This window comes from Shewanella mytili, from assembly GCF_046765975.1.
Lineage (GTDB): Bacteria > Pseudomonadota > Gammaproteobacteria > Enterobacterales > Shewanellaceae > Shewanella > Shewanella mytili.
The window spans coordinates 1-24,769 of record NZ_JBKOUD010000009.1; the positions used below are offsets into that span (position 1 = coordinate 1).

Consider the following 24,769-nt stretch of genomic DNA (forward strand, 5'->3'; position numbering starts at 1 on the left):
GCTTGTCTCATTAATTGTTAAAGAGCAGGTTCAGGGTTTGCCCTGAACAGGGATGTGCATTCTACACTTTCCCGCTTTGGCGTCAAGTGGCTTGGCCACTCTTTTTTAACGCCGCTGATTAAGCTGCGTTTACGCTGTTTAATCAACCCTGTCACACCGTTAGCGTGTCGCTGTTGCCGTGTCAGTGGGTGCGCATTATAGGGGGCTGAAACTTTTGTGCAAGGGGTATTTTAAAGAAAAAAGATCGCTTGCTGATCTTTTAATCAGAAGCGATCTTTTCAAGATCTTGCTTATTGCCTGGAAACAGCCTTCAGGCCGCGGTTTGAAGCTATTTGGCTAGGGCTGCAACCGATGCCTGGCGCTGCTGCTCCTTGGCAATAAAGCCCTCGATTAACTCCACAGCCTGTGGGTCATCCCAATCAACAAAACTGCGCACGAACGCAATCAAGGTGCCTTGTCCATCCAGAATGAAGGTGGCAGGGATTGTATCCAGCGGGAAGATGGCGTCCAATGCCATCTGCGGATCATAGAAACTGCTAAAATCCGTTATCCCCCTGTCAGCAAGAAAGGCATCTACTTGCGGTTTACCGCCCTGGTCGATGGAAATCGGTAGCATGACAAATTGGCTTGGGTCAAATTTGTGGGCAAAGCGCTGCAATGCTGGCAGCTCTCGTACACAAGGCGGACACCAAGTAGCCCACATGTTGACGAGGACAATTTTGCCATGGTACTGCTCAAAGGTATGAGGCTGCCCTTGGCCGTCGGCAAACGCCACCTGCTGCAAGGGAAAACCATGAGCCAAGACATTAATCTTGTCAATGGTGGACTGGGACGCTGACGAGACTTTGGGCTGCATCCCCGGATAGGCACTGCTGGCAAATGCCAGCAGTGAAAATCCTACAATACCCAGTACTTGGATTAATTTCATTTTTGCTGTTTCAACAATTCTGCGATTTTCTGCTCGTCTTCAGCAGACAGTTCTGCGGGTTTGGCGGCACTTTCTCGCTGTTTACGCAGGAAGAAAAAGGCTATCAGCCCGCCCAGCAGCAATAATGCCACCGGCCCCAGCCACAGAACGTAGGTTTTTGTTTCCAGCCGGGGTTTGTACAGGACAAATTCGCCGTAACGACTGGTCATGAACTCGATAATTTCATTATCGGTTTTCCCTTCATCCACCATCTGGTACACCTGCATGCGCAGATCTTTGGCCACAGGGGAGTTGGAGTCCACAATATCCTGGTTTTGACATTGGGGGCAGCGCAGACTGCGGGCCAAGTCCATGGCATGTTGCTGGTTGGCTTCGTTTTTAAACTGATAGGTATCCACGGGTGTGGCATTCACCTGGCAAACCATTGCGAATGCCAGTACCGCGCTGCTGATAAACGTAAGCAGTGTTTTCATGACGCTTTTCCTTCTGTCACGGCACCCTGCTTCGCTGTTGCGGCTTCTTGCTGCAACTGTTTCACTAACGGGTAGAGCGTGTTATTCCAGGCATTCATATCCACCGGGCCGGCGTAGCGAAAGCGGATAATGCCGTTATGATCCACGATAAAACTTTCCGGGGCGCCGTAAACCCCCAAATCCAACCCCAGCTTTCCGTCCGGGTCAAAAATGTTAAGGGTGTAGGGATCGCCCTGACGGGTGAGTTCCCGCATGGCCAGTTCCCGTTGATCCCGGTAGTTAATCCCGTAAATCGGGACAATATCCTGTCTTGCAAGACGCAGCAGGTAGGGATGTTCATATTTACAGCTGGGGCACCAGGTGGCCCAGACGTTCATCATGTACACCTGCCCTTTCAGATCATGATTGCTGATCATGATCTGTGCATCTTCCAGACTCGATAGGCGGAATTCCGGAACGGGTTTACCTTCCAATGCCGAGTCCAGTTGCTGGGGATTCAGGTACAGACCCCTGTACAGGAAAATCCCCATCACCAAAAACAGCGCCAGTGGAATAAACAGTATTAACTTCTTCATACTTGCATTATCCGTATCAAGCCGATGCCAAATTGGCTTTCTTTTCACCATTTACTGTATCAGTGGCTTTCTGCTTAATCCGATAACGTTTATCGGAGGCTGCAAAAAAGCCGCCAATCATCATGAATACACCACCAAACCATATCCAGCGCACAAAAGGTTTGTAATTCAGGCGCACGGCAAATTCAGTACGACTGACAGGGTCGCCCATGGTGATATACAGATCCCGGAAGAAGCCCCAGTCAATGCCCGCTTCGGTCATATCCATGGTACGCACGTTATAGATGCGGCGATCAGGTTTCAGGAAGGCGATTTCCTTGCCATCTTTGGTCACCTGCACTTGCCCCTGCTTGGCGGTATAGTTGGGGCCAACCACATCTTTGGTTTCCAGGTAATTAAAGGTATATCCCGCCAGCTCCTGTGAAATGCCAGGGCCCATGCGGACACTTTTTTCCTGGGAGTAGTTAGACACCATGGTGGCCCCCACTACCGACACGGCAATGCCAAAGTGCGCAACCAGCATCCCCAGTTGGCTACGGCCGATACGCGTCAGGCTAAAGGCGGCATCCTTGTTGGGTTTTGCCATATTGTAAGCGGCACGCAAGGTGGCCAATGTCACCCACAAAGCCATGCCCAAACCAAACATAACCCAAGGATTAAACTCTCCATCAATCACGAACGGCATTACCAGGCCGAACACCAAGGCGATGGCAGCGGGGATCAGCAGTTGGCGTCTCAGCTCACCCTGTTTGGCTTTTTTCCAGCGGATGATGGGACCAATCCCCATAAAGCCGAACAGCACCAACACGATGGGGACAAACACGGCGTTGAAGTATGGAGGACCTACGGAAATCTTGCCCATGTTCAGCGCGTCAATCAGCAATGGATACAGGGTACCGAGCAACACGGTACCGGCAGCAACCGTCAGCAGCACGTTACACACCAGCAACATGGTTTCTTTGGATAACAGCTCAAAGCGGGCCGGGCTGCTCATTTCACTGGCACGGAAGGCAAACAGCGTAAGCGAACCGCCGATGGTCAAGCCCAGCAGTAACAGGATGAACATACCGCGGCTAGGGTCTGCTGCAAATGAATGCACAGAGGTCAACACACCGGAACGCACAATGAAGGTACCCAACAGGCTCAGGGAGAAGGCGAAAATGGACAGCAACACCGTCCAGTTACGAAATGCCCCGCGTTTTTCGGTCACAATCAATGAGTGCAACAAGGCGGTACCCACCAGCCATGGCATGAAGGAGGCGTTTTCTACCGGATCCCAGAACCACCAGCCACCCCAGCCGAGCTCGTAATAAGCCCACCAGGATCCCAGCGCGATACCGCCGGTCAGGAAAATCCAGGCTGCCAGCGTCCATGGACGGGTCCAGCGGGCCCAGGCAGAATCCAGGCGACCGCTCAGCAGCGCCGCAATGGCAAACGCAAAACTTACGGAAAATCCCACATATCCCAAGTACAGCATGGGGGGATGGAAAATCAGCCCCACATCCTGCAGCATGGGGTTCAGGTCACGGCCTTCCATCGGTGCGGGCGACAGGCGCTCGAACGGACTGGAGGTCAGCAGCATGAACAGGCTGAAACCAATGACGATAACGGCCAAGATTGCCAGCACCCGCGCGGTAAAGATCTCTTCCAGACCCTTACTGAAAAACGCGACGGACGCAGTCCAGATGGACAAGGAGAACACCCAGAATAACAGCGAACCTTCATGTCCGCCCCATACGGCGGCAACCTTGAAGAAAATAGGCAGTTCAGAATTGGAATGATGGGCTACGTAGGCAACCGAGAAATCATCCACGGCAAAGCTGTATCCCAGAGAAATAACAGCCAGCAGAATAAATAATGTCATACCGTAGCTGAGCGGCCAGGCATAACGCACTAAATACGGATCTTTTCGGGCAACACCAATCAATGGCACCGTGGCAAGCAAAACGGCAAAGGCCAGCCCGATAATCATTGAGAGATGTCCAAGTTCTGGAATCATGGTTTTTCCTCGGTTCTACATTCTGCATCATTCCAATCAGGAATAACGGCCACACACAACTTAAGCGCTCACAAGTCTTAAGATAATGATTTTTGTAACAATAATAACACCAGTCACCTAGTGTATCTTATTTGAGCTTTGACGCATTTTAGTATTTGCTTTTGTTCCTGTCTGCCATTTTGCACAAAATCTGGGTGACGGCTCTCATTCTGCTACAACACTCGGATTTTCTTCATATATTAGGCAAGACTCTTTGCTGTGACCTAGGTGGCACACATAAGTTTCATAACTTTTTTTAATAGAAATGGGAACTGTGAACCAGTCCCCAACTATGGTTATAAACTCCCAACGCCTTGGTTATATTACTGTTCAATGAAACATCTTTACGTATAATTTGCGCTCAAGGCTTGCGGTAGGCGACTTTCCGCTTTATCTCCAACCAAAGTGAAACAAAGATAATGACCACATTCTGGATATTCATCGCAATCGTTGTACTGATCAGCCTGGCGCTGATTTGGGTTCCACATTTCCGCCAGAAGAAGTTTCTGGCAGCCGGGGAAACCGAAGTACGCAAAAAAACCAATCTGGAACTGTTCAATGAGCGTCTGGCCTCACTGGAAAAAGAACACGGTGAAGGATTACTGGATGAGCAAGAATTTGCGTCCTTGAAAAAAGAACTGGAAATCAGTCTGCTGCAGGATATGAAGCAGGCCGATGACGAAGAACTCCAGGTATCCAGCAAACCTCGCAGCATTCTGTGGCCGGGGCTGATGTCCGTGGCCGTATTCGCCGTGGCCGGATACGCTTATTATCATCTGGGGGCATATCAGGAAATTGATACCGTTGTTGCGGCCTCCCCTGCCAATCCCCATGCCGGCATGACCCAAGAGCAGTTAATGGCCAAACGGGTTGAAATGCTGGAAGCTGCCGTCAGTAACGAACCCGACAATAGCCAGGCATGGTTTAGCCTGGGCCACGCCTATATCTCTGCTGGCCAGTACGACAATGCCATCAATGCCTTTGACAAGGTCATCGCGCTGGTTGGCGAACACGCTGAGCTGCTTGGCCCTAAAGCCACCGCGCTGTATTACAAGGCCGGCCAGCAGATGATCCCCATCGTGCAGACCCTCATCGACAAAGCGCTGAAACTGGATCCTAAAGATCCTTCCACACTGTTACTGGTGGGCATGAATGCGTTTTACACCGCCGATTACCAAACCGCCATTAACAGCTGGCAAACCATCCTTGATAGCGACCGTAGTGACGTGGATCGCGCCGCACTGATTGATGCCGTTAATACCGCCAAAATGCGCATGCAGGCAGATGGCATGACCATGCCGGACGATGCCACCCACAGCAAGGTGAAACAGGAAGCCATGACACAGCCCGCAGCAGGTACTGTCACAGTGCAGGTTTCCATTGCCCCTGAGCTGGCCGGGAAAGTGAGCGGTACGGACATGGTATTTGTTTTCGCTCGCCCGACTGAAGGGCCAAGCGTACCGGTAGCCGCCACCAAGGTCAGTGCCAAAGCCTTGCCGGTTACCGTCACGCTGGATGACTCCACCAATATGGGGGGCAATATCAAGTTGAGTGACACTAAAGCCGTGGAGATTATTGCGGTATTGTCCAAACACGGCACGGTAAAACCCCAAAAAGGCGATCTTCAGGGCAAGCTCATGAGCGTCAATGTGGGTGGCAACGGGACGTTGGTGCTGGACACTGAAGTGCAATAACAAAACATCAGTAAACAAAAAACCGGCAATTGCCGGTTTTTTTTGAATTTACGGTTACTTGATGTTTATTTTTTAGTGGCCATGAACTCAATGGCCTGTTTCAGCTGTGCATCTGAACAGCTGCTGCACATGCCGCCTGCGGGCATGCTGCCTTTACCTTGCCGGACACTTTTAATCAGGGTGTCCATGCCTTGGTCCATCAGCGATTTCCAAGCGGCTTCCTGATGAGTGCGGGGAGCACCGCCCACCCCATTGGCATGGCAGAACATACAAGATTTATTGTAAACGGCTTCGCCGTCCTGGGCTGCCACACTGGTGGTGAAGGTCAGCGCAGCAACTGCGGCAATGGCAAAAAATTTTTTCATATACTTCGTTCCTAAAGCTATGACTTGTCAGTAAACAGGTGCCTTTTGTAAGCGGCGAACCTTTTATGTAATGCCCCATCAGACTACAGTAAAGTGCCGGGAAACACACCATTTTGTGACAGGAATCTCATGTTAATCCGCCAAGCCAATACCGTTTCTTACATCACTAATATATTATTCACTGAAGAAAAAGTTCCCAAAAAATCGGTTTTATTGGAAGCGCATCAAATTGCTGAAACTTAGTCAAAAGCAGATGTAAATCCAATACTGGCTTTATGTTAGGATAATTGACGTTTCGAAAGTAAATGTTTATCGAGGGTTAAGTGACCGCACAAATCAACCCAGCATTACTGTCTGCAAGCCATCTCACCTGCATCCGTGAAGAACGGGTTTTATTTGATGATCTCAGCTTTGAGATCAACAGTGGCGATATCGTGCAAATTGAAGGCCCCAATGGCGCAGGCAAAACCAGCCTGCTACGCATTCTTGCGGGCTTGTCCCGTCCTTATGGCGGCGAAGTGCAATTTCAGGGCGAACCCATTGTCCGTTGCCGCGACGAATTCAATGAAGAGTTGTTATATCTTGGACATCTGGCGGGTGTAAAAAGTGAGCTGACCGCTGAAGAAAACCTTAATTTCAACTTAAGGATCAGTGGCTACGATGCCTTTGATACCACAGCCATTCTTGCCAAGGTGAACCTTACCGGATTTGAGGATGCACTGGCCGGCCATTTGTCTGCCGGACAACATCGCCGGACGGCATTGTCGCGCCTTTGGCATACTGCCTGTAAAATCTGGATCCTTGATGAACCCTTTACGGCCATCGATAAGAAAGGTGTTGCGGAACTTGAAGAGTTATTCATTGCTCATGCCCAACAGGGCGGTTGTGTCATCCTGACCACCCACCAGGATATGGGAATTATCTCAGATGACAGATTACGCAAGATCCGTTTGGATTATCGCTTCGTATAGGGAATAAGAATGAACAGAGGCATCAGTTACACCCAGGCATTTTTCACCCTGCTAAAGCGCGATCTGAAAATTGCGGTACGTCATCGTGGTGACATCTTCAACCCACTGCTGTTTTTCATCATTGTGGTGACCCTGTTTCCGTTAGGCATCGGCTCTGAAGCCAAGATTCTCAGCCGTATCGCCCCGGGCATCATCTGGGTGGCGGCGTTATTGGCCTCCATGTTGTCACTGGAGCGGCTGTTCAAGGCGGATTTCGCTGATGGCACGCTGGAACAGATGCTGCTGAGTCCCCAGCCATTGCAGTTGCTGGTATTGTCCAAGGTGCTGGCCCATTGGTTACTGACAGGTGTGCCGCTCATCATCATTGCCCCCTTGCTGGCGGTATTGCTGCATATGGACACCAATGCCTATCCTGCACTGATTGAAACATTGTTATTGGGAACGCCGGTACTCAGTTTGCTGGGTGCCATTGGCGTGGCACTTACTGTGGGTTTACGTAAAGGAGGGGTGTTACTGAGTCTGCTGATCCTGCCGCTGTATATTCCGGTACTGATTTTTGCAACAGGTGCCATTGAGTTTGCTGCAACCAAACAACCCTATGATGGTCAGCTAGCAATTATTGCTGCATTACTGATCGGTTCCTTAGTATTGGCGCCCTTTGCCATTGGCGCCTCATTACGTGTGAGTACAAACTGATATGTGGAAATGGTTACATCCTTATGCTGAGCCCCAAAGGGCATACCGGTTAGCCGGGAAATTCATTCCCTGGCTGTCTATTCTTGCCATGTTGATGCTGCTTGCAGGCACCACTTGGGGCATGGTCTTTTCCCCTACGGATTACCAACAGGGCGACAGTTACCGCATCATCTTTGTGCATGTGCCAGCAGCCTCCATGTCCATGAGTGCTTATGTGGCCATGGCCATTACCGCCTTTATCGGGCTGGTGTGGCAACTCAAGCTGGCTGACTGGATGGCTGCATCCATTGCGCCAGTGGGCGCGGTTATCACCTTTATCGCGTTGGTGACCGGTTCTACTTGGGGCAAGCCGATGTGGGGCACCTGGTGGGTATGGGATGCACGCCTGACCTCTGAGCTGGTGTTGCTGTTTCTGTATCTGGGGGTTATCTCCCTCTATTCCTCCTTCGAAGATAAAGTCCTGGCCGCACGGGCAGCGGGTATTTTGGCCATTGTGGGGGTGATCAACATTCCCATCATCAAATATTCTGTGGATTGGTGGAACTCTTTGCACCAGGGATCCATCAAAATGACCGGAAAGACCGCAATGCCACCGGACATGCTGGTGCCATTAGTGATTAACATTCTGGGCTTTGGCGTCATGATTGCCGCGCTGAGTTTGATCCGGTTCCGCGCTGAGATATTGGCCCGTAACGCAATGCGTCCCTGGGTAAGGGAACTGGCACAGGCTGAAGGAGTCAAATGATGCAAGCACAATTCCAGTCCATGGCAGAATTTTTCCACATGGGAGGTTATGCTTTCTATGTATGGTTATCTTACGGTGTCGCCTATGGTGCGCTGGCCGTATTGATTGGTTTCTGCATGACCCGCAAAAGCCGGGTGCTTAAAGAGATTGCAGCAAAGGTCAAGCGTGAAGAACGCCTGGCGCAACATCGGAGTAACAGACAGTGAACTCAAGACGCAAGAAAAGATTAGTTTTAGCCAGTGCATTGGTAGGTGGTGTGGCCGCAGTTGCCTCATTGCTGCTGTACGCACTGAATTCTAACCTCAACCTGTTCTATACCCCGTCTGAAATTCTCAACGGTAAAGTGGATACCGGGGTTCGCCCGGAAATCGGCGACCGTATCCGTATTGGCGGCATGGTGACTGAAGGCTCGGTTAACCGCGACCCTACCAGCTTGCACGTGACGTTTGCCGTGCATGATGCCGGTGGTGGTGAAGTGACCGTGACTTATGATGACCTGTTGCCCGACCTGTTCCGTGAAGGACAGGGGGTTGTGGCCCAGGGGGTACTGGTAGCCCCAGGAACACTGGAAGCCACCGAAGTGTTAGCCAAACACGATGAAAATTACATGCCACCCGAAGTAGCCGCCGCCATGGGTAAAAACCATGAGAAAATGGAATACACGGAAGAGCAGATGTCTGGCGGCAGTAAATAACCGCCATCCTCATTGTGACAAAAGGCGCTTTGACAGCGCCTTTTTTGTGTCCTCATGAACGAGCGGTTGCATGCCTGCCAAGGCAGGACGGCCATTACTGCGCCAATATTGCCGTTAACCGCGCTTCTTGGGCCAACAGGCGCTGATACAGGGTAAACTGATTGGCAGCCCGCTGCAGATTATGCTGCGGATGGCTTATGCGGAAATACCGGTCGCCATCAAGATAATCCGTCAAAAAACGCACCGCCAGCATTAATGTCACCACCCGTGTGCCCAACCACAGACTCTGGCGCTCCTCAGTGGTCATGATGCCGCCCAATGCCTGTTGCCAGCCTTCAGCTATGGCAGCGAAATAATCCGGCAACAACTGCACCTGTGCCAACGCGGTGTCATCTTCGGCCACCGCAGCGCAGCAGCTACGCACCATGTCACCAAAATCATACATCAGGTATCCCGGCATGCAGGTATCCAAATCCACCACGGCCAAAGGGGTACACCCGTCTTCAGAAAACAACAGGTTGTTGATTTTAGTATCATTATGGCAAATGCGCTGGGGCAGTAATGGGATTGTTGCCGCCAGTTCGGCCACTAACGGCTGCTGCGCCATGGCCAACGCATACCACTGCCGACATGTGGCCAGACGCTGCAACTTATCCTGCTTGGCCGCATGTTGTAATGCCTGCAAGCGCTGGGGTAACGCACGAAATCCCGGGATCACCTCATGAAACTCCCCGGGAGAGGCATCCGCCAAGGCCGCCACAAAGCGGCCAAAGGTCAATGCCACTTGTCTGGCCTGCGGTGCAGCGCTCAATCGCTCCAGTGCACAGCTCTGGGGCACATAACTGATGGCCCGCCAGAAGCCGTTTTCCCCAAAATCCAGCGCCCATTGTCCGCTGAGGGTCATCACAGGCTCGCTGATGCGCAAGGCATATTGCCCTTGGCACTGCTTTTGCCGCAAGTGCCGGGCAATGACCACCGCATTGTTGACCAGTTGCCAGGGCGTGGTAAACACCTGGGTATTGAGCTGTTGCAGCACCCACGGCCCGCCGGGGCCATCCACCCGCCAGGTTCCGTTAATATGGCCGTTACCCAAGGGCGTGACCCTCGCTAATGGCACGGCTTCTCCGGTAAGGTAATGAGGCAACACCAGACGATAGATGATGTCTTCAACTCGCTGTTTTGACTGCAATGCATCCATTTTTTATTCCAGATAACGGCTAAATGCAGCATCACTTTGCAACACGGCCAAACTGCCTTTGAGGCTAAAATCGTAACCACAGAGTTTGATGCTGCCGCGCATGGCAACGTTTTGAATCACCGCTTGTGTATCCAGCGGACTGAACACTGCCTCTACCTGACCATTGGCATTGACAATATTCACGGTCATGGGCCGAAACTGGCTGCCGTCATTAAACAGCAACTGGGCACAACGCTTATCCCCTTTCGCCGTTGCCAGCGTCCAGATGCTGCCAGGCTGCAAACTGTCGCCTAACCAGCTTAACGACAGTACATCCTGCCTGAGCGACAAACTGAAATTATCCGGTAATTTAACGGTGATGGTATCTGCCGGATGGCCGGTTTGCGGCGCCGATTGCGCAGGGGCTGGCAGCTTATCCGCTGGCGTCTGTGGACTAAGCCACCACACCAGCCCCACCACCAAAACAAGCAATACAGCGGCAAAGCCGCCCAATAGTTTCCGGTATTGCCAGGCCTGCTGTTGCAGTTCAATGAGCGCATCCCGCCAGCCACCCAGCATGGCGGATAATGACCCCAATTGGGGCTCATCCCGCCACACGCTTTCGCCAAGAGCGGCATCACGGCCATTGTCATCCACATGACCCTGCACCATATCATCTGCCGTTTCGTCCGCCGTTTCATCCGTAGATTGGGCAGAAAAAGCCGCTGCGGGAGACTGCGCCTGACACAAAGGCGTGCCTTCCTCTGCTGGCTTCATTGGCATCCCATCGGCACCGCCCATGGTAGGTTCAACCCGGTGGCTTTTAACGTGATGTTTCATTTGCGCAACCCGTGCTACCGGCCCCCAATAACCATAATCATAAGTACGCCGGTTGACCGCGCCTTTATTGGCCGGCCCCGGTAAAAAGGCCAGGCCCAGATGCAACAACCCCGCCAGCAACAACCCCATCATCAGATAAATGCGGCCATCGCTGGCCGATAATGCAGCCAACACCAACAACCAGGGCAATAACGCAGGCAAGGCCATCAGCAAAGGCCGACCGGCATCCCTGACACGCCGCAATGCGCTGGCCAACATGACAGCTGCAAGCAACAGGCCCGGTAACCAAATAAAATATCCATGTCCCAGCAGCAACCACAGCAACAGCAGCAGCGCATACCCCAACAGCGCAATCACCAGGTGGCGCCAGCCCTGGTCACATCCCTGGAAACAGATAAGCGATTTAAACAGCACGGGATCCTCTTTTTTTGCCTGTCACGACCGTAAAATGATGTGAGACAGACTAACGAATTTGCACACAAATGTCAGTGGTGCTGGTAAGGCTGGCACCACAGTCTTATAATACCCGCCCTATTTTTCCATCAATCACCTACAACTGGCGTTATCCGGATATCAATTTATGAGTGCCCGCGGAAATCTATTTATTGTGTCAGCCCCCAGCGGGGCAGGGAAATCCTCACTGATTGCAGCTTTGCTCAACGGCAACCCAGCCGACATGCAGGTATCAGTATCACATACCACCCGCCAGCCTCGTCCGGGAGAAAACCACGGAGAGCACTACTATTTTGCCTCAGTGGAACAGTTCAAGGCGCTGATTGCCGAGGGCGCGTTTCTTGAGTGGGCGGAAGTGTTTGGTAACTACTACGGCACGTCCCGCAAGGTGATTGAACAGGCGCTGGACAACGGCATCGACGTGTTTCTGGATATTGACTGGCAAGGCGCCCAGCAGATCAAGCAGCAGATGCCGCAAGCCATAGGCATTTTTATCCTGCCCCCATCCCGCGCAGAGCTGGAGCGGCGCCTGAACGGCCGCGGACAGGATTCGGCTGACGTGATTGCCTCGCGCATGGCAAAAGCCGTCTCTGAAATGTCACACTACAATGAATATGATTACATTATCGTAAACGACCAGTTTGAACAGGCACTCGCTGATTTGCGGGCAATAATCCACAGTCAGCGCCTGACACAAACTAGTCAAATCCACACCCATAGTGATATGCTTAAAGGTCTATTGGCAGATTAGCTGTCATCGTGTACACTTTTGCGTCATTTTTTCACCGAACACACTGGAGTTTCAACACATGGCTCGCGTAACTGTAGAAGACGCCGTAAAGCAGATCGGCAACCGTTTTGACATGATTATGGTTGCGGCCCGACGCGCACGTCAGATCGCCGTTCAGGGTAAAGATCCCCTGGTGGAAGAAGAAAACGACAAACCCACCGTTATCGCCCTGCGCGAAATCGAACAGGGTCTGGTAAACGCGCAAACACTGGAAGCCGACGAACGCCAGAGCGTGCGTGAACGCGAAGCTGCTGAAATCGCAGCAGTGGCAGCCATTGCCGAAGGTCATCAGTCGCTGTAACGCAACATCATTTGAAGTAGGAGTATCACCACTTGTATCTGTTTGAAGGACTCAGGGAGGCAGCGGCCGCTTATCTGGAGCCGGAGCAGGTAGAATTACTCAAACAGGCTTATCAGGTGGCGCGGGATGCCCATGAAGGGCAGATGCGCACCAGTGGTGAACCCTACATTACCCACCCGGTTGCCGTCGCACACATACTGGCGGACATGCGTCTTGATCATGAGACGCTAATGGCCGCACTGCTGCACGACACCATTGAAGATACCCATGTGACCCATCAGGATCTGGCGGAGAGGTTCAGCGAATCCGTGGCGGAACTGGTGGAAGGGGTCTCCAAGCTCGACAAAATCAAATTTCGCGACAAGAAAGAAGCCCAGGCGGAAAACTTTCGCAAAATGATGATGGCAATGACCCAGGATATCCGGGTCATTCTCATCAAGCTGGCAGACCGTACCCACAACATGCGCACCTTGGGCGCCCTGCGGCCGGACAAACGCCGCCGTATTGCCCGGGAAACCCTGGAAATCTACGCCCCCATTGCCAACCGGTTGGGTATTCACAACATCAAGACCGAACTGGAAGATCTGGGATTCCAAGCATACTACCCCATGCGCTACCGGGTGCTGAAAGAAGTTATTCGGGCAGCAAGGGGCAACCGCAAAGAGCTGATCCAAAGCATTGAAGCCGCCATCCATACCCGGCTGGAAGACACTGGGCTCCATGGAAAAGTCAAAGGCCGGGAAAAAAACCTGTACTCCATCTATAACAAGATGCGCAGCAAAGAGCTGCAATTCCAGGAAGTCATGGACATCTATGCCTTCCGGGTCATTGTGGACAGCGTGGATACCTGTTACCGGGTGCTGGGGGTGATGCACGGCCTTTACAAGCCCCGCCCCATGCGCTTCAAGGATTATATCGCCATTCCCAAAGCCAACGGTTACCAGTCGTTGCATACCTCGCTGTTTGGCCCCCATGGCGTACCGGTGGAAATTCAAATCCGTACCGAAGACATGGATCAGATGGCTGACAAAGGGGTCGCGGCCCACTGGATGTACAAAAGCGGCCAAAGCACCGCGGCGCCGGGTACCAGTGGCACCACTACCCAGCTGCGGGCCCGCAAATGGATGCAAAGCCTGCTGGAGCTGCAACAAAGTGCCTCGTCGTCTTTTGAATTTGTGGAAAGCGTTAAAACCGAGCTGTTCCCGGACGAGATTTACGTATTCACCCCTGAAGGACGCATTCTCGAGCTGCCGGTAGGCGCCACCGCCGTGGACTTTGCCTACGAAGTGCATACCGACGTGGGCAATACCTGCGTGGGCGCCAAAGTCAACCGGATGTCTTACCCTTTAAGTCAACCATTGATCTCGGGTCAGACGGTGGAGATCATCACCGCCAAGGGCGCCAAGCCCAATGCGGCCTGGCTGAACTTTGTGGTCACCGGCAAAGCCCGCTCCAAAATCCGTCAGGTACTGAAAAACCTGAAAAAGGATGAAGCCATCGCCCTGGGTAAACGCTTGCTGAATCACGCATTGGGTGACAGCAAGCTGGAACAGTTCAGCCAGGCTCAAATCGACAAGGTCATCACCGACACCAAGCATAAAGACTTCAATGAACTGCTGACGGAAATCGGCTTGGGCAACGCCATGAGTCTGGTGATTGCCCAGCGTCTCAAGGGAGATTCCGTCACCGAACAGATGGGTGATGACGACACCAACCTGATGCCCATCCGCGGGGCGGAAGGCATGCTGGTTTCCTTTGCCAATTGCTGCCGTCCAATTCCGGGCGATGCGGTGATTGCCCATGTCAGTCCGGGTAAAGGCCTGGTGGTGCACATGGAAAACTGCGCCAATATCCGCGGCTATCAAAGTGAACCGGACAAATACATCCCTGTGCAATGGGATGCGGTGGACAACACCGAGTTCCAGGCCAATGTCCGCATTGAAATCGTCAACCATCAAGGGGCACTGGCCAAAATCACCAACATCATTGCCGCTGAAGGCTCCAACATTAACAATATCAACACGGAAGAGCGCGATGGCCGGGTGTACCTCATCCACTTGCGCGTGTCCGTTCGTGACCGGATACATTTGGCAAATGTGATGCGGCGCATCCGGGTGTTACCGGAAGTGCTGCGAATTTCCCGTAACCGTTAACCAAGGAGTTACCAAGCATATGGCGGAAAAAGTGATTATTGCCACCGACAAGGCCCCGGCCGCTATCGGCACCTATTCACAAGCGGTTAAAGTGGGTTCAACCGTTTACCTTTCAGGCCAGATCCCGCTGGTTCCGGCTACCATGGCACTGGCCGGGGATGACTTTGAAACCCAGGTGGTGCAGGTCTTTGAAAACCTCAAGGCCGTATGTCAGGCCGCCGGTGGCGATTTGAATGACATTGTAAAACTCAATATCTACATGGTGGATTTAGCCAATTTTGCCAAGGTAAATGAGCTGATGGGACGCTATTTTCAACAGCCTTATCCCGCCAGGGCCGCCATTGGCATCAACCAGCTTCCAAAAGGGGCACAAGTGGAAATGGACGGCGTGGCCGAGCTGTAATCCCGCTATCCCCCACAAAAAAAGGCGCTGCAAGCGCCTTTTTGCTGTCAGTCACCCCATGGAGTTACGGGTTAACCGCGTTATTTGCGCCTTGCATGCCCGCCTTCTTGAACCAGGTTTGTGCCCGCAGTTTTTCTGCTTCGGTAGGCACGTATTCCACCCAGTTATCCCGCTCTGATTTGCGGTATTTCAAGGATTGATTTGCCACATCAAACTGATAATGGGGAAAGACTTCCCGCAAGTTAAAAAACGCTGCCGGTGCGAAAAAGATGATGTCGGTAGCCAGATATCCACCATTGAATTTGAGCGGCAACACACCATAAAACGGTTGTTGATCCCCGTTTACCGCCATAAATTCATACTGGCCAAAACTGGTGGTGGACAAGGTTTCGGTACGCGGCGCATCCTGCCCTTTCGCTTCTTTAATGTAGATTTTGGTGTCGGGATGCATGGCGGTGAGCGATGTCGTTGCTGAACATGCCGCCAACAAGGTGGCCATGCCCATGCAAGCGGCCAGTTTTATGTATTTCAGTTCCATGAATTTACTCTGATTCATTATCGAGGCCGTAGCATACCCGCAGACAAGCCCAAGTCACAATAGTCCGTCATAATCCAGTGCAAATAGTGATGCCTCAGTTCCAGATTGGATTTGTGTCGTGGTCAATTGCCCGGCATAATCAAACGAGTGTTTTATATTTTTATAAAACAGTAAGTTTCAGCTTATTGTTGTACTTAGGGGCAATATTGCCAGCCGTTCATCTATAGGGGAAAGGCCTATGTCCGTATCTTATAAAAGCCCGATAGCCATGCTTACCCAGTGGGCCTCCGTTCAAGGCGATGCGGTTTATCTTCGACAGCCAGTGAATGGCAAATACCGCGATTACAGCTGGCAGCAGGTACTGCAAACCGTGCAGCAACTGACCGGGGCACTGCGCCATCTGGGGTACCCGCCCGGCAGCAAAATTGCGCTGCTCTCGAAAAACTGCGCGGAGTGGTTCATTACCGACTTGGCATTGATGTATGGCGGCTATATCAGCGTTCCCATCTACCCAACCGCCAATGCGGACACCATCCGCTATGTGCTGGAGCACAGCGAATGCAAGGCGATATTCATCGGCAAACTGGATCATTGGGCGGAGCAGGAAGCAGGCGTTGGCGGTGAGCTGCTGCGACTGGCCCTTCCCTACGACACCATGCCAGCCCAATACCAATGGTTACAACTGCTGAACATGGGGCAACCGTTGCTGGAAGCACCCGAACCGACGCCAGAGCAGGTGATGACGCTGATTTACACCTCAGGCTCCACCGGCAAGCCAAAAGGGGCAGTGCAAACCTTTGGCAGCTATAGCTGGACCTGCAATGCGGTGGTGCGTGATGTCAAGGCCAACCCGGAAGACAGGCTGCTGTCCTATCTGCCGCTGGCGCATATCACTGAGCGGGTGGCCATTGAAGGCTCCTCTTTTTATGCCGGTTGTCCGGTGGCCTTCGTGGAAAACCTGGAAACATTTGTGACTGACGTCCAGCGCATGCAACCTACGGTCTTTTTCTCCGTGCCCCGTTTGTGGACGCTGTTCCAGAAAAACATCATCGATAAAGTGGGCGGCTTTAAAAAACTCAACCTGCTGTTGAAAATCCCCCTGCTCAGTTGGCTGGTCAAACGCAAAATCCACCAGGGGCTGGGGCTGGAAAAAGCGCGGCTGCTGGGTTCGGGCTCAGCGCCAATTCCAGCATCGCTGGTCCAGTGGTACCACCGCATTGGCCTGGATATTTGCGAAGCCTGGGGCATGACGGAAAACAGTGCCTACTCCATCATCAACTATCCGTTTGATCCCGCAAAAATCGGTACCGTGGGCAAACCCATTGTGGGGTGCAGCATCAAACGCTCAGCAGAGGGCGAGCTGCTGGTTAAAAGTCCGGGACTAATGAAGGAATACTATAAAGCGCCGGAGGCCACCGCAGCGGTCTTTGATGATGAAGGCTTTCTGCATACCGGCGATGTGTGCGAAATCGACAAGGACGGCTGCGTCAGCATTACCGGCCGCATGAAAGACAATTTCAAAACCGCCAAAGGCAAATACGTGGCGCCAGTTCCCATCGAGCGCAAGCTGGCACAAGACCCCCATGTAGAGCTGATTTGCGTTATCGGCTCCGGCCTGCCCCACCCGGTAGCGCTGGTGCAGCTGTCAGAAGGCGCCACATTGCAGCCCCGGGAAGAGGTGCGGGCCTCACTGCAAGCATCGCTCAATGCCATCAACCCCCATCTTGAATCCCATGAGACCGTGGATGCCATTATTGTGGTGAACGAACCCTGGACGATTGAAAATGATTTGTTAACGCCAACCCTCAAGATAAAACGCTACATGCTGGAGCAGCGCTATACCGCCAAGGCCGAAGGGCTGCGGGGGGCCGTCGTGGTCTGGGAGGATGAGCGCTAACAACGCCTTGTGCATCAAATCCCGGTAGCCACCGGGATTTTTTTGACATATTCTGTCAAAAAACTTGCTTTGTGTGTCAAAGCTCTTATGCTGGCCCCCTTGGCAAGTACAACCCCCATCAATCTACGAGCAGTAATAAACATGTTGATTTTTCTGTCAATTCTAGGTGGTTTCCTAATTCTTACCCTAGGCGCGGAAGCGTTAGTACGCGGAGCCAGCGCCATCGCCTTGCGTTTAGGTGTCACCCCTTTGGTTATCGGCCTGACAATTGTGGCTTTCGGTACCAGCGCACCAGAACTGGCAGTGAGCGTGAAATCGGCGCTGGCCGGTAGCCCCGGCATTGCCCTGGGCAATGTGGTGGGCTCCAACATTGCCAATATTGGCCTTATTCTGGGACTGACAGCCCTTATTCGTCCCATCGGCGTGCAATCCCAAATGTTGCGCCGCGACATTCCCCTGATGATTGTGGCCTCCGTATTGGTATGGCTGTTGCTGATTGATAATGTACTGGGCTTGTGGGACGGGGTGTTGCTGTCCGGGTTGCTGGCGGCTTACCTGCTGTATAACTACTACATTTCCAAGGATAATGATGTAGAAGAGATTGAGGAAGGCCCCCGCAATCCGCTGTTGTCAGTGCTATTTGTCATCTTTGGTATCGGTTGTCTGGTGGGCGGCGGCGTACTGTTTGTCAATGGTGCCGTGGATCTGGCCCGCACCTTTGGCATCAGCGAGGTCGTCATCGGCCTGACCATCATCGCCATCGGCACCAGCATGCCTGAGCTGGTCACCTCCATGGTGGCCGCCATGAAAGGGCAAAGTGACATTGCCATTGGCAACGTGGTGGGCTCCAACCTCTTTAACCTGTTGGGGATCCTGGGGGTTACCGCACTGGTGCATCCAATAAGCGCTGCAGGTTTCAGTGCCCTGGATTTTGGCGTTATGCTGGCACTGACCGTATTGGTACTGCCGCTGGCGCGCACCGGTTACCGCATCGGCCGCCGGGATGGTTTGCTGCTGCTTGTGGCCTATTTGGGCTATATGGCCTGGCTGGTCAATCACGCCGTGATGTAAGGCGCAAATTACCGCAACCGGCAGCGGTGGATTGTCAAAGAGGTAATCTTTGATAATATATGTATAAATTCACAGTAATCTGGTACTAACGTGGCGCAGAGACTGGATCTTATTCCCATCACCGAGCTCAAGGGTGTGGCCGCCAAAATGGCCGGCAAACTGAATAAGCTGGGAATTCACACCGTACAGGATCTGCTGTTCCACCTGCCGCTGCGCTATGAAGACCGCACCCGCATTTACGCCATTGCTGAACTGTACCCCGGCGAATACGGCACCATTGAGGCTGAAATTCAGTCCAGCCAGATAATCAATGGCCGCAAGCGCATGCTGCTGTGCCATGTACGCGACAGTAGTGGCACCATGAGCTTGCGTTTCTTCAATTTTTCCGCTGCCCAGCGCAATGCCATGCAGCCCGGGCTCACCATCCGTGCCTATGGTGAAATCCGTCATGGCAGTCATCAGGCAGAAATTATCCATCCCGAGTACAAAATACTGCATCCCGGCGAGCAGCCAACACTGAGTGACAGCCTGACCCCCATCTATCCCACCACCGAAGGGCTGAAACAGGCCAGTTGGCTGAAACTCAGCAATCAGGCGCTGGCGCTGCTGGAAGAAGGCGGGCTGCAAGAGCTCATTCCCGAAACGCTCCGCCCCAATGCACTGAGTCTGGCCGCTGCCGTGCGCTTGCTGCACCGGCCACCCGCCGATGTGGATTTGCAGGCCCTGACCCAAGGGCTGCACCCGGCACAGCAACGGCTCGTGCAAGAAGAGCTGCTGGCCCACAACCTCAGCATGTTAAAACTGCGACAACGCAGCAATCACGATAAAGCCGTATCCCTGCCAGCCACCGGGCAGTTACTGCAACCCTTTTTACACGCCCTGCCGTTTCAGCCCACCGGCGCCCAACAACGGGTGGCAGCCGACATCGGCCAGGACATGAGCCAACACCAGCCCATGATGCGACTGGTGCAGGGGGATGTGGGCTCTGGAAAAACCCTGGTGGCGGCCATGGCCGCATTGCAGGCCATTGAAAACGGCTATCAGGTGGCGATGATGGCCCCCACCGAGCTGCTGGCAGAGCAGCACGCCCTTAATTTCAGCCACTGGTTTGAACCCTTGGGGCTGAAAGTGGGCTGGCTCGCCGGCAAGCTCAAAGGCAAAGCCCGGGAGCAATCACTGCAAGAGATTGCCAGTGGCAGTGCCCAAATGGTGATTGGCACCCATGCCATCTTCCAGGAACAGGTGCATTTTCAGCAGCTGGCCCTGATCATCATCGATGAGCAGCACCGCTTCGGGGTGCACCAGCGGCTGGGGCTGCGGCAAAAAGGCGCCGTCCAGGGTTATTATCCCCATCAGCTGATCATGACCGCCACCCCCATACCCCGCACCTTGGCCATGACCGCTTATGCGGATCTGGACACCTCCATCATTGATGAATTGCCGCCGGGCAGAACCCCGGTCACCACCGTGGCCATCAGCAACGGCCGCCGTCAGGAAGTCATCGAACGGGTGCGCCACGCCGCCTTGCATGATGGCCGCCAAGCCTACTGGGTATGCACCCTGATTGAAGAATCTGAAGTGCTCCAGTGCCAAGCGGCGGAAGACACCTGGGAAGAGCTTAAAGTGGCACTGCCCCAGTTGCAGGTAGGGCTGGTGCATGGCCGCATGAAAAGCAGCGACAAACAGCAGGTCATGGAACGCTTCAAAAATGGCGAACTCAATTTGCTGGTGGCCACCACGGTGATTGAGGTGGGGGTGGATGTGCCCAATGCCAGTTTGATGATTATTGAAAACCCGGAACGCCTGGGGCTGGCACAGCTGCACCAGCTGCGGGGGCGGGTAGGACGCGGCGCCATTGCCAGCCACTGTGTGCTGATGTATCAGCCGCCGCTGTCGGCAACCGCCACCAAACGGCTGGGAGTGCTCAGGCAAAGCAATGACGGCTTTGTCATCGCCCAACAAGACTTGCAAATTCGCGGGCCGGGTGAAGTATTGGGCACCCGGCAAACCGGGCTGGCGGAGATGAAAGTTGCCGATTTGGTACGGGATCAGGCATTAATTCCCCATATTCAGAAACTGGCGCAGCATCTCATGCAGCAGGCCCCCCAAAACGTGGATGCCATCATTCAACGCTGGCTGGGTGATCGCCAACAGTACATTCAGGCCTGATCCCGCCGCATTGCGTACTGCCATTACTTCTCAGGTTGGGCACACAACAATGCCACAGGCATACGATGATACAATTTTCCCGGCGAAGCGGGACAAGCTTAGTAGACAATCACGTTAAATTTTGCAGAATGAGGAAAGCGCTCCTCACACGTTGTGAAGAAAGGATATCCTATGCAAGTCAATGAAGAAGACAGAATTGCGCCCGGCAAACAAACCGCGGGCAAGAGCAACCTCATCTGGGCCCTGGCGCTGCTGGTGATTGCACTGATAGCCGGGGTCTGGTATTTCCTCAGCCAGAAACCCGCACCAGAGCCAAGCCCCCAAACGGCCCCCATGACCCTGCCGGAAACAGCGCCGGAGCAACCACTGCAAACCGAAGCCCCGGTTCCTGAACCTGCGGCCACAGAAACCCCAACCGAGGCAGCGCCGACACCTGCAGCGCCGACACCGGTTGCCCAGCCCCTGCCCCCACTGGCTGAAAGCGATGGTTTTGTCCACGAAAAAGTGGTGCAAATGGCTGACGGCATGAAAGTGGCTCCCCTGTTGAACGACAATAACATGGTGCGCCAATTCGTGGTTTTTGTGGACAACCTCGCCCAAGGGGAACTGGCCCGCAAAACCAGCCCCATGAAGGCGCCCACACAACAATTCACCGTTTCCGACATCACCAACAAGACCTATCTCAATCCGGACAGCTATCACCGTTATGACGTGTACGCCGATTTCCTCAGCGACCTTAATGACGAGCAGCTGCTCAACACCTATAACCAACTGTCTCCCCTGATGAACGAGGCTTTTGCCGAATTGGGTTATCCGGACATCAGCTTTAACCAGCGGTTGCAGCAAGCCATCAAGGTGCTGCTTGCCACACCGGTGGTGGAAGAGCCCATAGAGCTTTATTCCATCAGCGTTAATTACAAGTTTGTCGACCCACAGTTGGAAGCCCTGCCCAATGCCCAGAAACTGCTGCTGCGCATGGGGCCGGATAACACCCGCAAACTCAAGAAGGTATTACGGCGTTTACAAACCCTGCTGCCCCGGTAGCAGGCAATGCCAACGCCTTAAGCGGGCAGGTGGACGGCACTGGTTGACAGGCCGTTCACAAATGCCTGCTGCGAGCAGGGTAATTCCGTGTAAAATATCAAGTACTACCGAATGCAAACACGGGAACAGTGCTTGTCACAAGCCATGGTTGGCTTAGCGATCCAAACGGAATGGGCAGGCGGTTCAGAGGCCATAACGTGCAATTAACATTTAGCCTGCTTCGCTGGGGAGCCTGGGCTCCCGATTATCAACAACCACAGGACTGGCAGCACTGGCCAGCGGTGACGGCCGCCCCGTCTTCCCCCTCGCCCAAACTGCCCCAAGTGCCCGCCATGCAAAAACGCCGTTTCAGCCATTTGACCAAAATGATGCTGGAAGCAGCGCTGCAAACCCGGGCACCGGCACAATGCCGCTCGGTTTTTGCCTCCCGCCATGGCGAGCTGCACCGCACCGCCACCTTGCTGGCCGACGTGTTACAGCAGCAACCCCTTTCCCCCATGGGATTCAGCCAGTCGGTGCACAACACCGCCAGCGGTGTCTTTGGCATTGTCACCCAGAATCAGGCAGCCACCACCTCCATTGCCGCTGGGGAACACAGCCTGAGCCAGGCCATGATGGAAAGCTGGGGGCTGCTGACAGAAGATCCGGCGCCGCTGCTGTTGGTCTTTGGTGATGAGCCGGTTCCCGAGGTTTATCAGTCTTTCACCAATGAGCCAGAATACCCGCTGGCACTGGCATTACTGCTGGCACCCACAACCCAAGAGGGCATGGCCCGCATAACCCTGACGCCCTGCCGCCCCGACAGTACGCCACTGCGCTATGGGCAATTGTTACATGCGCTTGCCAGCCAGATGCCCCTGTCAGGACACCTGGCCGGCATGCACTGGCAACTGACTGTGGAGAAGCCCCATGGCGACACCCAGTAAGGGGCTCGGTTACCTGCCCCGCTGGCTCGCGGGCATGGGCTGCTACATCGCCTTTGGTCTGGGAGGATTGCTGAGCTCCGTGACCCTGTTACCCCTGCTCCGGTGCTGGCCTGGCAGCGCTGATGCGCGTATTCAGCGGGTGCAAAAAACGGTGCATCTGATGTTCCGCTGTTTCGTGAAAATGCTCACCTGGGCAGGCGTTATCCGGCTGGATGCCAACCACAGCCTGCCACTGCAACAGGCCCGCGGCATGGTGGTGGTGGCCAATCATCCCACACTCATTGACGTGGTGGTGCTCATCAGCCTGATGCCAAATGCCGGCTGCATCGTCAAACAGGGGATATGGCGCAACCCGTTCATGCGCGGCGTGGTATCCGCCGCCGGCTACATTCCCAACCGCGGCGCAGAACTGCTGCTGGAAGATTGCCAACAATTGCTGGCACGAGGTACCAATCTGCTGATTTTCCCTGAAGGCACCCGCACCGTAAAAGGCACGGTTGTGAATGACTTTGCCCGCGGAGCCGCTAATATTGCATTACGCTGCCGGGCACAATTGTTACCCGTGGTGCTGCAAGTCACCCACCCCGGGTTAACCAAACAGGACCCCTGGTATGAAATTCCCCGTCAGACCATGCACATCAAGGTATGCCTCGGGGCACCGTTTCACACCGAGGCGGCACTGCCGGACAGCAGTGCCAAGCAAGCCCGCAAGCTCACACATGAGCTGGAAATTTACTATAAACAACAATTAGATGAACACTATGAGCTTACATGACGAAATCAAGCAATTGATTATTGATAGCCTGGATCTGGAAGATGTCAGTCTTGCGGATATCGATACCGACGCGGCACTTTTTGGCGACGGTCTGGGGCTGGACTCCATTGATGCCCTGGAATTGGGGCTGGCCATCAAAAAACAGTTCGATATTAAAATCGAGGCCAACTCTGACGCCACCCGCGACCACTTTTACAGTGTGGCCACCCTGGCCAAGTTTATCGAGTCGCAACGCGCATAGGAGAGGCCCATGGAAAATAAAGAGCAGATCCTGCAGATGCTGAGCCGCATCCTGCAAGAGGAGTTTGAGATTGACGCCGCTGACATCACGCCTGAAGCCACCCTGTATCAGGATTTGGATCTGGACAGCATTGATGCGGTGGACCTGGTGATAAAGCTGCAGCAACTGACCGGCAAAAAAATCCAGCCGGAAGCGTTTAAAGCCGTGCGCACAGTGGATGATGTGGTCAACGCCATTGCGCAACTGGTCAAGGATTAATGGCAACACTGGCCCGGGCAGTCACCTTCATCCTGCTGCTGGGCTATCCGCTGGCGGTCTACCTGGGACTGAACTACCTGCCGGGGAATGTGCTGGCGCCGTTGCTGGCACTGTTGTTGCTGCTGCGCCTGCTTACCCAGAAACGGCAACTGCGGACACTGGCACTGCCGCTGTTGTTGGGGCTGATGCTGGCACTGGGCAGTTTTATCGCCCGCCAGCAACACTGGCTACTGTACTACCCGGTAGTGATGAACCTGTGCATGCTGGGCCTGTTTGGTTCGTCACTGTTACAGAAAACCAGCATGGTTGAGCGGCTGGCCCGCATTGCCGAGCCCCAGTTGCCAGACAGTGCCCGGGGCTACTTGCGACGGGTCACACTGTTGTGGTGCGTGCTGTTTGTCATTAACGGCACCATGGCCGCATATACGGCACTGTATGCCAGCCTTGCCACCTGGACCCTATACAACGGCCTTATCGCCTACCTGCTGATGGGAATATTGGCGGGGGGCGAATGGCTATACCGCCACTTTTGGCTGACAAAATCGTAAGAGACG

At 53.7% G+C, this 24,769-nt stretch carries 27 protein-coding genes; 19 read left to right on the forward strand and 8 right to left on the reverse strand.

The window, feature by feature from the left end; genetic code table 11:
• Positions 1-328: 328 nt before the first annotated feature.
• Genes ACIDEJ_RS09895 through ACIDEJ_RS09910 form a run of 4 tightly spaced genes read right to left on the reverse strand, consistent with a single transcriptional unit; the run spans position 329 to position 3,975 of the window.
• Positions 329-928, reverse strand: a complete 600-nt coding sequence (locus ACIDEJ_RS09895; protein ID WP_411987908.1) for a TlpA disulfide reductase family protein — start codon at positions 926-928, stop codon at positions 329-331.
• Positions 925-1,401 carry a heme lyase NrfEFG subunit NrfF gene (gene nrfF / locus ACIDEJ_RS09900; protein WP_411987909.1) on the reverse strand — a complete coding sequence of 159 codons (477 nt, stop codon included), beginning with the start codon at positions 1,399-1,401 and terminating at the stop codon, positions 925-927. Before nrfF ends, ACIDEJ_RS09895 begins: the two co-directional genes overlap by 4 nt.
• Positions 1,398-1,976, reverse strand: a complete 579-nt coding sequence (locus tag ACIDEJ_RS09905; RefSeq protein WP_411987910.1) for a DsbE family thiol:disulfide interchange protein — start codon at positions 1,974-1,976, stop codon at positions 1,398-1,400. Before ACIDEJ_RS09905 ends, nrfF begins: the two co-directional genes overlap by 4 nt.
• A 16-nt stretch (positions 1,977-1,992) precedes the next feature.
• Positions 1,993-3,975 carry a heme lyase CcmF/NrfE family subunit gene (locus ACIDEJ_RS09910; RefSeq protein ID WP_411987911.1) on the reverse strand — a complete coding sequence of 661 codons (1,983 nt, stop codon included), beginning with the start codon at positions 3,973-3,975 and terminating at the stop codon, positions 1,993-1,995.
• Positions 3,976-4,433: 458 nt separating this feature from the next.
• Here ACIDEJ_RS09910 and ccmI point away from each other — a divergent pair, with 458 nt between their 5' ends.
• Positions 4,434-5,708: a c-type cytochrome biogenesis protein CcmI gene (gene ccmI / locus ACIDEJ_RS09915; protein WP_411987912.1), complete on the forward strand. Its 1,275-nt coding sequence runs from the start codon at positions 4,434-4,436 to the stop codon at positions 5,706-5,708.
• A gap of 65 nt (positions 5,709-5,773) precedes the next feature.
• On the opposite strand, the gene ACIDEJ_RS09920 is transcribed toward ccmI, so the two are convergent.
• A complete protein-coding gene (locus tag ACIDEJ_RS09920) occupies positions 5,774-6,073 on the reverse strand; it encodes a c-type cytochrome (RefSeq protein WP_411987913.1) in 300 nt (99 codons plus the stop codon).
• 323 nt (positions 6,074-6,396) lie between these two features.
• Between ACIDEJ_RS09920 and ccmA the strand changes: the two genes are divergently transcribed.
• The 5 genes from ccmA to ccmE are packed head-to-tail and all read left to right on the forward strand — an operon-like array spanning position 6,397 to position 9,179.
• Complete coding sequence (gene ccmA / locus ACIDEJ_RS09925; RefSeq protein WP_411987914.1) at positions 6,397-7,044, forward strand: cytochrome c biogenesis heme-transporting ATPase CcmA; 648 nt, start codon at positions 6,397-6,399, stop codon at positions 7,042-7,044.
• Between the two features lie 9 nt (positions 7,045-7,053).
• The gene (gene ccmB / locus ACIDEJ_RS09930; protein ID WP_411987915.1) at positions 7,054-7,740 is read left to right on the forward strand and encodes a heme exporter protein CcmB; all 687 of its coding nucleotides are present in this window, start codon (positions 7,054-7,056) and stop codon (positions 7,738-7,740) included.
• Position 7,741: 1 nt separating this feature from the next.
• The gene (locus ACIDEJ_RS09935) at positions 7,742-8,485 is read left to right on the forward strand and encodes a heme ABC transporter permease (protein ID WP_411987916.1); all 744 of its coding nucleotides are present in this window, start codon (positions 7,742-7,744) and stop codon (positions 8,483-8,485) included.
• Positions 8,482-8,691, forward strand: coding sequence for a heme exporter protein CcmD (gene ccmD, locus ACIDEJ_RS09940; RefSeq protein WP_411987917.1), 210 nt, complete (start codon positions 8,482-8,484; stop codon positions 8,689-8,691). The genes ACIDEJ_RS09935 and ccmD overlap by 4 nt, the downstream gene beginning before the upstream one ends.
• Positions 8,688-9,179 (forward strand): cytochrome c maturation protein CcmE, encoded by a 492-nt coding sequence (gene ccmE, locus ACIDEJ_RS09945; RefSeq protein ID WP_411987918.1) that lies wholly within the window; start codon positions 8,688-8,690, stop codon positions 9,177-9,179. The genes ccmD and ccmE overlap by 4 nt, the downstream gene beginning before the upstream one ends.
• 94 nt (positions 9,180-9,273) lie before the next feature.
• Here ccmE and ACIDEJ_RS09950 read toward each other — a convergent pair whose 3' ends face one another.
• Together ACIDEJ_RS09950 and ACIDEJ_RS09955 are read right to left on the reverse strand one after the other, a co-directional pair.
• Positions 9,274-10,377, reverse strand: a complete 1,104-nt coding sequence (locus tag ACIDEJ_RS09950; RefSeq protein ID WP_411987919.1) for a phosphotransferase enzyme family protein — start codon at positions 10,375-10,377, stop codon at positions 9,274-9,276.
• A gap of 3 nt (positions 10,378-10,380) precedes the next feature.
• On the reverse strand, positions 10,381-11,610 hold the full coding sequence (locus tag ACIDEJ_RS09955) for a hypothetical protein (RefSeq protein WP_411987920.1): 1,230 nt from the start codon (positions 11,608-11,610) through the stop codon (positions 10,381-10,383).
• 166 nt (positions 11,611-11,776) lie between these two features.
• Between ACIDEJ_RS09955 and gmk the strand changes: the two genes are divergently transcribed.
• The 4 genes from gmk to ACIDEJ_RS09975 are packed head-to-tail and all read left to right on the forward strand — an operon-like array spanning position 11,777 to position 15,296.
• Entirely contained in the window at positions 11,777-12,400 is a 624-nt protein-coding gene (gene gmk / locus ACIDEJ_RS09960; RefSeq protein WP_411987921.1) for a guanylate kinase, read from the forward strand.
• A 58-nt stretch (positions 12,401-12,458) separates the two neighbouring features.
• On the forward strand, positions 12,459-12,740 hold the full coding sequence (gene rpoZ / locus ACIDEJ_RS09965) for a DNA-directed RNA polymerase subunit omega (RefSeq protein WP_133040421.1): 282 nt from the start codon (positions 12,459-12,461) through the stop codon (positions 12,738-12,740).
• A gap of 32 nt (positions 12,741-12,772) precedes the next feature.
• Complete coding sequence (gene spoT, locus ACIDEJ_RS09970) at positions 12,773-14,893, forward strand: bifunctional GTP diphosphokinase/guanosine-3',5'-bis pyrophosphate 3'-pyrophosphohydrolase (RefSeq protein ID WP_411987922.1); 2,121 nt, start codon at positions 12,773-12,775, stop codon at positions 14,891-14,893.
• Between the two features lie 19 nt (positions 14,894-14,912).
• Positions 14,913-15,296 (forward strand): RidA family protein, encoded by a 384-nt coding sequence (locus ACIDEJ_RS09975; protein WP_411987923.1) that lies wholly within the window; start codon positions 14,913-14,915, stop codon positions 15,294-15,296.
• A 64-nt stretch (positions 15,297-15,360) separates the two neighbouring features.
• Here the strand turns inward: ACIDEJ_RS09975 and ACIDEJ_RS09980 are convergent, their stop codons facing one another.
• On the reverse strand, positions 15,361-15,852 hold the full coding sequence (locus ACIDEJ_RS09980; RefSeq protein ID WP_411987924.1) for a hypothetical protein: 492 nt from the start codon (positions 15,850-15,852) through the stop codon (positions 15,361-15,363).
• 220 nt (positions 15,853-16,072) lie between these two features.
• Between ACIDEJ_RS09980 and ACIDEJ_RS09985 the strand changes: the two genes are divergently transcribed.
• The 9 genes from ACIDEJ_RS09985 (at position 16,073) to ACIDEJ_RS10025 (ending at position 24,763) form a co-directional block, all read left to right on the forward strand.
• Positions 16,073-17,731, forward strand: a complete 1,659-nt coding sequence (locus ACIDEJ_RS09985) for an AMP-binding protein (RefSeq protein ID WP_411987925.1) — start codon at positions 16,073-16,075, stop codon at positions 17,729-17,731.
• Positions 17,732-17,872: 141 nt separating this feature from the next.
• Positions 17,873-18,802 carry a calcium/sodium antiporter gene (locus ACIDEJ_RS09990; protein WP_411987926.1) on the forward strand — a complete coding sequence of 310 codons (930 nt, stop codon included), beginning with the start codon at positions 17,873-17,875 and terminating at the stop codon, positions 18,800-18,802.
• Positions 18,803-18,892: 90 nt separating this feature from the next.
• Entirely contained in the window at positions 18,893-20,971 is a 2,079-nt protein-coding gene (recG, locus tag ACIDEJ_RS09995) for an ATP-dependent DNA helicase RecG (protein ID WP_411987927.1), read from the forward strand.
• Positions 20,972-21,142: 171 nt separating this feature from the next.
• Positions 21,143-22,015 (forward strand): DUF3014 domain-containing protein, encoded by an 873-nt coding sequence (locus tag ACIDEJ_RS10000; protein ID WP_411987928.1) that lies wholly within the window; start codon positions 21,143-21,145, stop codon positions 22,013-22,015.
• A gap of 197 nt (positions 22,016-22,212) precedes the next feature.
• Positions 22,213-22,941: a beta-ketoacyl synthase chain length factor gene (locus ACIDEJ_RS10005; protein ID WP_411987929.1), complete on the forward strand. Its 729-nt coding sequence runs from the start codon at positions 22,213-22,215 to the stop codon at positions 22,939-22,941.
• A complete protein-coding gene (locus ACIDEJ_RS10010; protein ID WP_411987930.1) occupies positions 22,925-23,716 on the forward strand; it encodes a lysophospholipid acyltransferase family protein in 792 nt (263 codons plus the stop codon). Before ACIDEJ_RS10005 ends, ACIDEJ_RS10010 begins: the two co-directional genes overlap by 17 nt.
• The gene (locus ACIDEJ_RS10015; RefSeq protein WP_411987931.1) at positions 23,703-23,957 is read left to right on the forward strand and encodes a phosphopantetheine-binding protein; all 255 of its coding nucleotides are present in this window, start codon (positions 23,703-23,705) and stop codon (positions 23,955-23,957) included. Before ACIDEJ_RS10010 ends, ACIDEJ_RS10015 begins: the two co-directional genes overlap by 14 nt.
• A 9-nt stretch (positions 23,958-23,966) precedes the next feature.
• Positions 23,967-24,215, forward strand: a complete 249-nt coding sequence (locus tag ACIDEJ_RS10020; protein ID WP_411987932.1) for an acyl carrier protein — start codon at positions 23,967-23,969, stop codon at positions 24,213-24,215.
• Complete coding sequence (locus tag ACIDEJ_RS10025; protein WP_411987933.1) at positions 24,215-24,763, forward strand: COG4648 family protein; 549 nt, start codon at positions 24,215-24,217, stop codon at positions 24,761-24,763. The genes ACIDEJ_RS10020 and ACIDEJ_RS10025 overlap by 1 nt, the downstream gene beginning before the upstream one ends.
• The last annotated feature ends 6 nt before the right edge of the window (positions 24,764-24,769 follow it).